The sequence below is a fragment of the Chlorobium ferrooxidans DSM 13031 genome, from assembly GCF_000168715.1.
GTDB lineage: Bacteria > Bacteroidota > Chlorobiia > Chlorobiales > Chlorobiaceae > Chlorobium > Chlorobium ferrooxidans.
Genome location: NZ_AASE01000005.1, coordinates 96,256 through 109,097 on the forward strand (window position 1 = coordinate 96,256; position 12,842 = coordinate 109,097).

Consider the following 12,842-nt stretch of genomic DNA (forward strand, 5'->3'; position numbering starts at 1 on the left):
TGCTGAATATTTTATGAGTGCGTTCTTGAGTGAAGGCACTTTATATAATAAAGCCTTGTTTCTATTAATGGGTCGCAGGCAGAGGGTTGTTTTAATTCATGAAAGCCGATTACACCCGCACGTGAACAGAATTTTTAATATCATCTGGTCGAAGACGAAGGAGCGGTGGATAGTCGTTTCCGAGAAGGTCAAGACCAATGGAGGTGTTCCGAAATCGAGGCTGAAAAGCCTTGCGGTTCTCATCGCGCTGTTTGCTTCAGGCCAGATGGCCTACGGCCTTGATCCAGGAGCCCTTCCGTCCGGCGGTGTGATCACCTACGGTGGAGGAAGCATCACCACGAGCAGCAACCGGATGACGGTTGATCAATCAACACCGCAGATGATTGCCAACTGGCAAAGCTTCAACATCGGAGCCAATGCCGGAGTGCGTTTTAACCAGCCCAACAGTTCATCGGCAGCTCTTAACCGCATCAGCGACCAGAACCCCACCCAGATCATGGGCTCGCTCTCGGCCAACGGCCGGGTATTCCTTCTTAACCCCTCGGGTATCATCTTCGGCACCTCAGCGCGGGTAGATGTCGGCGGTCTGGTGGCATCGTCACTCAATATGCTCGACAGCGACTTCCTTTCCGGCAGATACAGACTCAGCAACAGCGGGACAGCCGGGAAGGTTCTTAACCAGGGAAACATAACTGCCATGCCGGGTGGTGTGGTGGCGCTTATCGCACCCAAAGTGACCAACGAGGGCACTATTACGGCTCCTGGCGGAAGCGTGGCGCTGGCCGCTGGCAATCAGGTCTCCCTTGATTTTTATGGTGACGGGCTCATCACCCTTACGGTGGATCAGGGCGCGGTTGACGCTCTGGCTGAAAATAAGGGGTTGATCAAGGCCGATGGCGGCCGTGTGATCATGACGGCAAAAGCGGCCAATGCTCTGGTTCAGTCGGTGGTGAACAACAGCGGAATTATTGAGACTGCGAGTCTGCAATCGAGAGCGGGCCGGATCATTCTTGATGCCGAGGGCGGCATGACGACGGTCGCAGGCAGGGTTGATGCATCTTCGCCTGACGGCAATGGAGGTTCGGTTATAGCCACGGGTGACCGTGTTCTGGTGAAGGATGGCGCACACCTTACCGCTTCGGGCGCAACCGGCGGAGGAGAGGTGCTGGTTGGCGGAAGCTGGCAGAACAGCGACAGTTCGGTTCGTCAGGCGAGCGGCACCATCGTTGAGCAGGGAGCCCTGCTTGAAGCGAGTGCCATCGATACCGGTAATGGCGGCACGGTTGTGGCATGGTCTGACGTGACCAACCCGAACTCCGTTACGCGCGCTCACGGCACCTTTGAAGCGAAGGGCGGAGTAAACGGTGGTGACGGTGGAAGAATCGAGACCTCCGGTCACTGGCTTGACACTGCTGGGTCAAAGGGCGGAGCATCCGCAATCAGGGGCGCTGCCGGACTCTGGCTCTTCGATCCGTATAACGTAACCATTACAACTGCGAGTGCGAACGGCACATGGGGCGGCGCCAATCCTGATATCTGGACACCGGGAGCAACCGGTTCCACCATTCTCAATTCCGACATAACCTCCCGTCTTGATGCGGGTACCAATGTTACCGTTACAACCACAACCTCCGGTGCGGGCTCGGAAGCCGGAAATATTACAGTTGAGAGCGCGATCTCTACAGGTACGACAGCCGGAACCCGGACACTGACGCTGACGGCAGACGGGAGTATAGCTGTAAATGCCGCCATAGGTAACACCACCGGTACGCTGAATCTGACGATGAACGCCAATGGAGGTTCAATCAGCGGAACCGGAGTTCTCAGCGGCTTGGGCACTACCACCTTCAATGTCGGTAGCGGCAGCGGCACCTACAGCGGCGTTATCAGCAAGACAACTCTTGTCAAATCGGGGGCAGGCACACTTGTGCTCTCGGGAGCAAACAGCTATACCGGAACGACAACGATCAGTGCAGGTGCTCTGCGGGCAATTAATGCAACAGCTCTTGGCACAACCGCAACGGGCACAACCGTGGCTTCAGGGGCCGCTCTTGAGCTTGCCGGAGGTATTGTGATCGACTCGGAAACACTGAGCCTTAACGGGACAGGCATCTCTTCGGGCGGAGCGCTCCGCAATATCAGTAGTGACAACAGCTATACCGGAGCGATTACGCTTGCTGCTGCAGCCCGGATCAACTCCGATAGCGGTACGCTTACGCTCGGTTCTATTTCTGCAGGAGCTTTGGGGTCGACATTTGGAGGAGCAGGGAGTGTTACGGTTCCCGGTCAGATAACCGGAACAACGAGTACGCTAACAAAGGATGGTACAGGCACGCTGACACTTTCCGGGGCTAATACCTATACGGGACTGACTACTGTTGGCGCCGGAACGCTCAAGCTTGGTGCGACAGGTGACGGCACCAATACCCCGCTCGGTACAACCGCTGGAGCAACAAGTATTACCGCAGGCGCGACACTCGACCTGAACGGTTTTACACTCGGTACGGCTGAAGGATTGACGCTGAGAGGAACGGGTGTAGGAGGCACAGCGGGAGCCCTGACCAACAGCTCAGGGACAGCGGCAACCTACAGCGGTCTCATCACTCTCGGTGCTGCCAGCACTATTGTTGCGCAGAGCGGAAATATCATTCTCTCCAATACCGGTACGATAGGGGGCGCAACTTTTGGATTGACGCTTGACGGTTCAGCTACAGGCAGCTCTATTGCCAGTATTATCGGTACCGGGACAGGAACGCTGACCAAAGCAGGCACCGGAATATGGACGCTTACGGGTGCGAACACCTATACCGGAGCGACCACTATCAACGATGGAGGAGTCATACTCACCGGGGCTGGTACCGCGACCGGTTCTGCGTTTACAATCAACACAGGCGGCCGCCTGACGCTTGATAACACGGACACGAATAATGCTGACCGTTTTGGCGATTCAAAGGCGTTGACGCTCAATGGCGGTGAACTGGTATTTGCTGGATCCAAAAGTACGAATGCCAGTGAATCGATCGGTGCCCTGACTCTCACTTCCGGTTCATCAACTGTTACACTCAACCCCGATTTACTCTCCCAGGGATCAGGCGGTTCTACCATTTTGACTTTTGCAAGTGTCGCCCGAACTGCCGGAGCGACCGTACTCTTTCGTGGAACAAATCTTGGTGCTACAGCCGGTGCCGGAGCGACCAATATCATGGTTACCACACCGGCAGGTCTTGGCCTTGTTGGAGGAAACAGCAGCCAGGTTATCAAACCGATCGTACCTTATGCAACTGGAGATACCAATGCCGCGGGATCGGGAATGGGTTTTGTCACCTACAACATCGATCCGGCCAGCAACGCCGCCAACACCACCGGCATCAGGCCGCTTGACCTGACCAATGAGTATGCGGTTGCGGCGGCGACCGGTGTTAATCTGAAGATCGCATCAAGTGCATCACCCAATGCGAGCTATACGATCAACTCCCTGCTTCTGACCGGAGGCTCAACCTATACGATCGGCTCATCCGCTCCGGCCAAAACCCTGACCATTTCATCGGGATCAATATTTTCCGCATCCGGAGCAGCCAACACCATAACAGGTTTTACGACGCCTGATCTGCTTGCGTTCGGCGCCGTGGAGGCGAAAATCTTTACTGTTGGAAACCTTTCGCTGAGCACAGCGCAAGCAACCGGTACAGCAGGTCTCACCAAGTCGGGAGCAGGCACCCTGACGCTTTTGAGTACGAATCAATATACGGGAACGACCACCATAGCAGATGGCACGCTTGCTTATGGCGTAACCAATGCTATCTCAACCGGAGCTGTGACGGTTAACGGCAGGGCTGCTGTACTTGATCTTGGCACATATAGCGACACTGTCGGAGCCGTTACCCTTACAAACGGGACAATTACGGGTAGTTCCGGAGTGTTGAGCGGCTCCAGCTATGCGATCAACAACAGTTACGGCACCACGAATGTATCGGCTGTTCTCGGCGGAGCGGTAGCCCTGACCAAATCGGGAGCAGGTACCCTGAATCTCTCTGGATTAAACAGTTATACCGGGTTAACCACAATCAGCGGCGGCAAACTGGCGTATGGCATAAGCGACGCATTGGCGGGCGGGGCCGTAACGGTTAATGGTGCCGGAGCCGTCCTCGATTTGGGCAGCTATAGTGATACGGTTGGAGTGGTTACCCTCACCAATGGCTCGATAACGGGTACCACAGGGGTATTGATCGGCAGCAGCTACAGTATCAATAATTCTACCACCGGTACAGCAACAATATCTGCTATTCTTGGCGGAGCGGGATCCCTGACAAAATCAGGAACAGGAAGGCTTACGCTTTCCGGAGCAAACAGCTATTCGGGATTGACGACAATCAGTGGTGGTGCCCTGAGGGCTTCCCATGCGACAGCATTGGGGACAACTGATGCGGGTACGACTGTTGCTTCAGGGGCAGCTCTTGAGCTTGAAGGCAGTATTGTGATTGTCGGAGAATCGCTGGGTTTGAGCGGTACAGGGATCTCTTCGGGTGGTGCGCTCCGTAACATCAGTGGCGATAACAGCTATACCGGAGCCATCACGCTTGCGGCAGCAGCCCGTATCAACTCCGACAGCGGTACGCTCACGCTTGATTCCATTACTGCCGGAACTTCCGGATCGACATTTGGCGGAGCCGGGAATGTTACTGTTGCCAATCAGATAACAGGAACAACCACAAGCAGCACATTGACAAAGGATGGAGCAGGCACCCTGACGCTTTCAGGTGCGAACACCTATGAGGGCGTGACCACCATCAGCGTCGGAACGCTCAAGCTTGGAGGGGGAGGAGATGGCACCAATACACCGCTAGGGACAACGGCAGGAAGAACGGTTGTAGCAAGCGGAGCAACGCTCGACCTGAACGGATATACCCTTGGCACTGCGGAAGAGCTGACGCTTAACGGGACAGGTATATCTGCCGGAGGAGCATTGAAGAACAGCTCCGCCATAGCCGCAACCTACAGCGGATTAATTACGCTTGCCGGAGCGAGCAGCATTGTGGCAAACAACGGCAGTATAAATCTGACCAATCCCGGTGAGATAACCGGAGCGACGTTCGGTTTGACGCTTGGCGGCACCGCTACAGGCAGTACTCTTGCGAGCATAATCGGTACCACTACAGGCTCAGTAATCAAAGCCGGAACCGGCAGATGGACACTCACAGGAGCGAACAGCTATGCGGGAGTGACCACCATCAGTGCCGGAGCTCTCCGTGCATCAAATGCGACTGCGCTGGGCACAACTGCTGCAGGTACAACCGTAACCTCCGGGGCTGCGCTTGAACTTTCCGGCGGTATTGTGATCGGTGCAGAAGCGCTGAGTTTGAACGGAACAGGAATCTCGTCCGGAGGTGCTCTCCAAAACATCAGTGGAGAGAACAGCTATGCAGGGGCTGTAACACTTGCAGGAGATACCCAGATCAACTCCGACAGCGGGTCACTCACCCTTGATGTGGTTTCGGGCAATGGCATAACGGGGACAAATAGAACCCTGACCGTAGTTGCCGGTGGAGGAAATGTCACGATAGCTGATCCTATCGTTACCGGGACCGGTGGCCTGACGAAATCGGGAGCAGGTACGCTGACGCTCTCGGGCGTGAACACCTATACCGGTATCACGACAGTAAGTGCAGGTACGCTGGCGTACGGCATAACCAATGCGCTTGCAAGCGGAGGGGTGACGGTCAACGGAAGCGGAGCGGTTCTTGATATCGGGGGATATAGTGATACGGTTGGCGCAGTAACCCTGACCAATGGCACAATAACCGGCTCCACCGGAGTATTGAGCGGCAGCAGCTATGTTATCAATAATGCTTCCGGTACGGTGAACATCTCGGCAATTCTCGGAGGAGCAGGAACCCTGACCAAGTCGGGAGCAGGCACGCTGACGCTGTCGGGAGCGAATGTCTACACCGGAGCGACGAGCTTAAGCGGCGGCACCCTGAAGGCGGGAGTAGTCTCGGTAGCCAATACGAGCGGAGCATTCGGAAATAACTCGGCCATAACACTCTCCAATATTGCGGGAGTTGTGCTTGATATTACGGACTTCAATACGCAGATCGGTTCACTGACCGGCGGCGGCACAACGGGCGGCAATGTGACGCTTGGCGGCGCAACGCTGACGATTGGCGGAAACAACAGCAGCCCTGCGGTCTACGGCGGTGTGTTGTCGGGAACGGGCGGTATCACGAAGATCGGAACAGGCACCCTGACGCTGGGCGGAATCAATACCTATACGGGTCAGACAACAATCACCCTTGGTACGCTCTCGATCGGAGCCGGAAGTACAACCGGATCTTTGTTCGATAGCGGATTATTGGTGAATAATGGAGCACTCCTCTTCAACCGTTCGAATGCGATTGCTTATGGCGGTGTGATATCCGGCAGTGGAACATTGACGAAGGCCGGAGCAGGCACGCTGACACTCTCGGGAGCGAACAGTTACACCGGAGCAACGAGCGTGAGCGGCGGCACCCTGAAGGCGGGAGTGGCCTCGGTAGCCAGTACAAGCGGAACCTTCGGAAATAACTCGGCCATAACACTCTCCAATACGGCGGGAGTTGCGCTTGATATCACGGGCTATGACACGCAGATCGGTTCACTGACCGGCGGCGGCACAACGGGCGGCAATGTGACGCTTGGCGGAGCAACGCTGACGATTGGAGGAAACGACAGCAGTCCGGCGGTCTACGGCGGCGTGTTGTCGGGAACGGGAGGCATAACGAAGATCGGAACAGGAACGCTGACGCTGGGCGGAATCAATACCTATACGGGCCAGACAACAATCAGCGAGGGTATGCTCTCACTTAATGCAACGGGAACGATAGCCCCGAGTTCGGGAGTGTCCAATGACGGGACCTTCACGATAGCCGGAGCCAAGACGATAGACTCGATGACGGGAACAGGAGGAACAACGCTTGGAGCCAATATCCTGACGATAGGCGATGCGACGGGCAGCTCGTCAACCTACTCTGGAGTGCTCTCCGGTACAGGCGGCATCACCAAGGCCGGAGCAGGCACGCTGACGCTGTCGGGAGCGAACAGTTACACCGGAGCGACGAGCGTGAGCGGCGGCACTCTGAAAGCGGGAGTAGCCTCGGTAGCCAATACGAGCGGAGCATTCGGAAATAACTCAGCCATAACACTCTCCAATATTGCGGGAGTTGTGCTTGATATCACGGGCAATGACACGCAGATCGGCTCTCTGACCGGCGGCGGTACAACGGGCGGCAATGTGACGCTTGGCGACGAGACGCTGACGATTGGCGGAAACAACAGCAGCCCTGCGGTCTACGGCGGTGTGTTGTCGGGAATTGGAGGCATAACGAAGATCGGAACAGGAACGCTGACGCTGGGCGGAATCAATACCTATACGGGCCAGACAACAATCACCCTTGGTACGCTTTCGCTCAATGCAACAGGAACGATAGCCCTGAGTTCGGGCGTATCGAATGACGGGACCGTCACGATAGCCGGAGCCAAGACGATAGACTCGATGACGGGAGCGGGAGGAACGACACTTGGAGCCAATATCCTGACGATAGGTGATGCGACAGGCAGCTCGTCAACCTACAGTGGAGTGCTCTCCGGCACAGGCGGCATCACCAAGGCCGGAACAGGTACGCTGACGCTCTCCGGTGTAAACCTCTATACAGGCCTGACCACCGTCAGCGGCGGCACACTTGCCTACGGCATAACCAATGCGCTTGCAAGCGGAGCAGTGACAGTCAACGGAAGCGGAGCGGTTCTTGATATTGGTGGATACAGTGACACGGTAGGAGCAGTAACCCTGACCAATGGTTCCATAAGCGGGACAACCGGAGTATTGACCGGCAGCAGCTACGTCATCAATAATGCTTCAGGTACGGTGAATATCTCTGCAATTCTTGGAGGAGCAGGAACCCTGACCAAGTCGGGAGCAGGCACTTTGACGCTCTCGGGAGCGAACAGTTACAGTGGAGCGACGAGCGTGAGCGGCGGTACTCTGAAAGCGGGAGTGGCCTCGGTAGCCAATACGAGCGGAGCCTTCGGAAATAATTCGGCGGTAACACTCTCCAATACGGCGGGAGTTGTGCTTGATATCACGGACTTCAATACGCAGATCGGATCACTGACCGGCGGCGGTACAACGGGCGGCAATGTGACGCTTGGCGACGAGACGCTGACGATTGGCGGAAACAACAGCAGCCCTGCGGTCTACGGCGGTGTGTTGTCGGGAACGGGCGGTATAACGAAGATCGGTACAGGCACCCTGACGCTGGGCGGAATCAATACCTATACGGGCCAGACAACAATCACCCTTGGTACGCTTTCGCTCAATGCAACAGGAACGATAGCCCTGAGTTCGGGCGTATCGAATGACGGGACCTTCACGATAGCCGGAGCCAAGACGATAGACTCGATGACGGGAGCGGGAGGAACGACACTTGGCGCCAATATCCTGACGATAGGTGATGCGACGGGCAGCTCGTCAACCTATAGTGGAGTGCTCTCCGGCACAGGCGGCATTACCAAGGCCGGAGCAGGCACGCTGACGCTCTCCGGTGTAAACCTCTATACAGGCCTGACCACCGTCAGCGGTGGCACACTTGCTTATGGCATAAACAATGCGCTTTCAACCGGAGGAGTGACAGTAAGCGGCGGCGGAAAGTTGAATCTCGATACGTATTCTGACAGTGTTGGTGCCGTTACGTTGACTGATGGCAGCATAACCGGTACCGGTACAGCTACCTTGACGAGTACATCAGGGTTTACGGTGTCGAATGGTGCTATCAGTGCTGTTCTTGGTGGTGCAGTCAACATGACAAAAACCGGCACAGGTACAGTGACGCTGTCAGGAGTAAACACCTACACAGGTGTGACGACGATTAATGCAGGAGTGCTGAGTGTCGGAACAATAGGTAATGGTGGTGTTGCAGGAAATCTCGGAGCCGCAACCAATGTCGCTGCCAATCTGGTTTTTGGCGGAGGAACCCTTCAATATACAGGAGCCACGGCATCTACTAATCGTGCCTTTACCCTGACGACAGGCACTTCATCATCGATTGATGTTACCGCCAATAACCTGACGATTACCGGCATAGGAGCCAATACCACCGGAGCCTTGACCAAATCGGGAGCAGGCACGCTGACACTTGGGGCGGCAAATCTCTTTACTGGTTTAACCACCATCAGTGGTGGCACACTGGCTTATGGTGTGGCAAATGCGCTTTCAACCGGAGGCGTGACGGTAAGTGGCGGTGGAACGTTGAATCTCGATACGTATTCTGACAGCGTTGGTGCCGTAACGTTGACTGATGGCAGTATAACCGGTACCGGTACAGCTACCTTGACGAGTACATCAGGGTTTACGGTGTCGAATGGTGCGGTCAGTGCGAAACTGGCAGGTACAGTTCCTTTGACAAAAACCGGTAGCGGTACCGTGACACTCTCTGGAGCAAACACCTATACAGGCGTGACGACAATCAATGCAGGAGTGCTGAGTGTCGGAACAATAGGTAATGGTGGTGTTGCAGGAAATCTCGGAGCCGCAACCAATGTCGCTGCCAATCTGGTTCTTGGCGGCGGAACCCTGCAATATACTGGATCAACGGCGTCTACCAATCGCGCTTTTACCCTGACGACAGGCACTTCATCAACGATTGATGTTACCGCCAATAACCTGACGATTAGCGGCATAGGAGCCAATACCACCGGAGCCTTGACCAAATCGGGAGCAGGCACGCTGACGCTGTCGGGAGCAAACCTCTTTACAGGCCTGACCACCATCAGCGGCGGTACGCTGGCGTATGGAATAACCAATGCGCTTGCAAGCGGAGGGGTGACGGTCAACGGAAGCGGAGCAGTCCTTGATATCGGGGGATATAGTGATACGGTTGGCGCAGTAACCCTCACCAATGGCGCCATAACCGGCACAACCGGAGTATTGAGCGGTACAGGATATACGGTTTCAGATGGAACGGTCAGTGCGAAACTGGCTGGAGCAGTTCTTTTGACCAAAACAGGTACAGGAACAGTAACCCTCTCAGGAGCGAATACCTACAGTGGAGGTACAACCTTGTCAGGCGGAACGCTCTCTCTTGGATCGTCCGGAGCTATAGGGTCGTCTGGAAGCATCAGCTTTGATGGAGGGGCTCTGCAGTTCAGCTCTGGCAATACAACTGATTATTCATCACGTTTCAGCAGCGCTGCAAGCCAGGCTTATAGTATTGATACCAATGGTCAGGATGTTACTCTCGCCACTCTCCTGAGCAGTAACGGAGGGACGTTGACCAAATCGGGCAGTGGCACGCTGACGCTCTCGGGAGCAAATTCCTACACCGGTCTTACCACGGTCAGTGCCGGAACACTGAAGCTCGGATCTGCGGGTGGTGCAACCAACACCCCGCTCGGCACGACAGATGCCGGAACGGTTGTTTTAAACGGAGCCACGCTCGACCTGAACGGATTTACACTCGGTACCGCTGAATCCGTGACGATCAACGGAACAGGTGTCGGAGGTACGGCGGGAGCACTGGCCAACAGTTCCACTTCCCCGGTGCTCTATAGCGGTTCGATTATCCTTGGCAGTTCGAGCACTATTGTTTCGAGCGGGAACTTTACGGCAAGCGGGGTTGTGACAGGTACGGCAGGCACGCTTACTCTTGATGCCGGAACCAGCGGCGATATCGTTTTCACCAACACGGCGAATGACTTTTCAACGGTTGCAGTGACCAGTGCCCGGGCTGTTTCGCTTATAGATGCCAACGCGCTGACACTCTCCGGCATAAATGCATACGGAACGGTTGATGTTTCGACTCTGAGCGGCGACCTGACGGTTACCGGTAATCTCTCCACGACTGACGGTTCGGCCACAGCCATCAGGCTGAACGCAGGGAAATCTGCGCTTGCAGGAACGGCAACCGGAGGCAATATCATTCTCTCCGGCACTCCGTCGATAACCGTCGGAGCAGGAGGTATTGCATCCTTCTATACCGGAAGTATCTCCGGAAGTACCGGTTTGAGTGCACTTGTCGGGACGGGTACAGGCCGTTTCCGTTACAACAGCGATGAGTCGGCATCGAATTACACTACGGCACTCTCATCGGGTAAAAACGCTATCTACCGCGAGCAGCCGACGGTTACCGTTAAGGCTGACAATGAAAGTAAAACCTATGGAACGGCACCCTCGCTGACCTACACACTGAGTGGTGAAGCAAATGGCGATACCGATGGACAGATCTTGTCCGGAGTTGGTATTGGTGTTGGCGGCACAACCTCTACCTCAGGAAACTATGTTGCCGGTTCGCACACCCTGACACCGTCGGGAGCAACCAGCCTGATCGGCTATGCGCTCTCCTATTCAACCGGTACACTGACGGTCGCACAGAAGGCATTGACGATAAGCGGTATAACAGCGTCGAACAAGGAGTATGACGGCACGACAGCGGCGACTTTGGTAACGAGCACTCTGACAAAGACGGGTCTGGTATCCGGAGATATATTGACGCTCTCTTCGAGCGGCATGTTCGGAGACAAGAATGTAGCGACCGGCAAGACGGTCACGCTGAGCAGCAGCTATGGAGGAGCAGATGCCGGAAACTATGCGCTAACCTCCCAGCAAAGCGCGAATGCGGACATTACGAAAGCCAACCTGACGGTGACGGCAACTGATGTAACGAAAAAGTACGGCGAGGTTCCTTCGTTAACCCGTTTTACGAACAGCACACTGAAGAACAGCGAGACAATAGGGAGCGTAACGCTGAAGAGCGCGGGAACGGCAGCCTCAGCATCGGTTGCAGGCAGCCCCTACTCAATCGTGGCTTCTGATGCTGCGGGAGGCACCTTCTCACCGGACAACTACACTATCAGCTATGTTGACGGTCAGCTTAGGGTTGAAGGCTCATCGCAGACCACAGTTGTTCCGGTCATCTTTCTCCCGACAAGCGGTTTCAGCATCGTTCCGTCAGGAGTATCCATGCTCTTTCCTGCAAGCCCGATCCAGAATTTGATTGTATCGGGAACGGTTGCTTCAGCCTCATCATCAGGAGGAGTGGGTGTTGCCACTGTTGATACTCCGACAGGAGCGCTTTCGGAGATGAACGGGGGTGAAGTTTTGACTGCCGGCAGCAGTAACGAAACCGTAAATGCGGCAATGAGTGGAGAGAGTTCAACATCGGATATCAGTCAGGCAAGTCTTCCTCTTTCGGGATTGTCATCCGCAAACGACACTCCGGCACCATTTACCGGAATGATTACTGTTTTCATTGGAGGAAAACAGGTTCGTCAAACCGCAAATGCGGCGATCCCGCTTCCTGATAATGTTATGAAAGGCCTTTCCAGGGGATCGGGAAATGAGAAGGTTACGCTTGATAATGGCTCGCCGCTTCCTTCATGGCTCAAATATGATTCTTCCAGTCGTTCTTTCAGGATCATCAGCAAGCCTGACAACTCTTTCAGGATCAAAATCAGGATACAGGATAAAAAGAGGAGCTGGATAATGGATCTCTCCAGCTCATGATAAACGGATCATCCATCCGCATTCATCCCGCCTTACGAAAAAATCCTGTTAAATGTTATATTCTGTCACTTTATCAGAGGTGATGAGCTCTCCTGATAAAATTCCTTGACCCTCATTTTTGCATGTACAGACTTTTGTTTGACAAGAACAATATGAGACAAAAGTGATACATATTTAACAACAAAATGTTCAGCTGCATAAGAGTGGAAACTTCTTGAAATATTTCAGTATTGTATCCGGCCATGATTCCACTTTAAATTCTTTCATAATTCTAACTGTAAATAAAATAGTTAAATAAATGTTTTTTTGA

1 protein-coding gene is annotated in these 12,842 nt (G+C 54.6%); it reads left to right on the plus strand.

All coding sequences use genetic code 11. The features are described 5' to 3' along the window. Positions 1 to 121: 121 nt before the first annotated feature. Positions 122 to 12,532 carry an autotransporter-associated beta strand repeat-containing protein gene (locus CFERDRAFT_RS12330; protein ID WP_198002397.1) on the plus strand — a complete coding sequence of 4,137 codons (12,411 nt, stop codon included), beginning with the start codon at positions 122 to 124 and terminating at the stop codon, positions 12,530 to 12,532. Positions 12,533 to 12,842 lie beyond the last annotated feature (310 nt).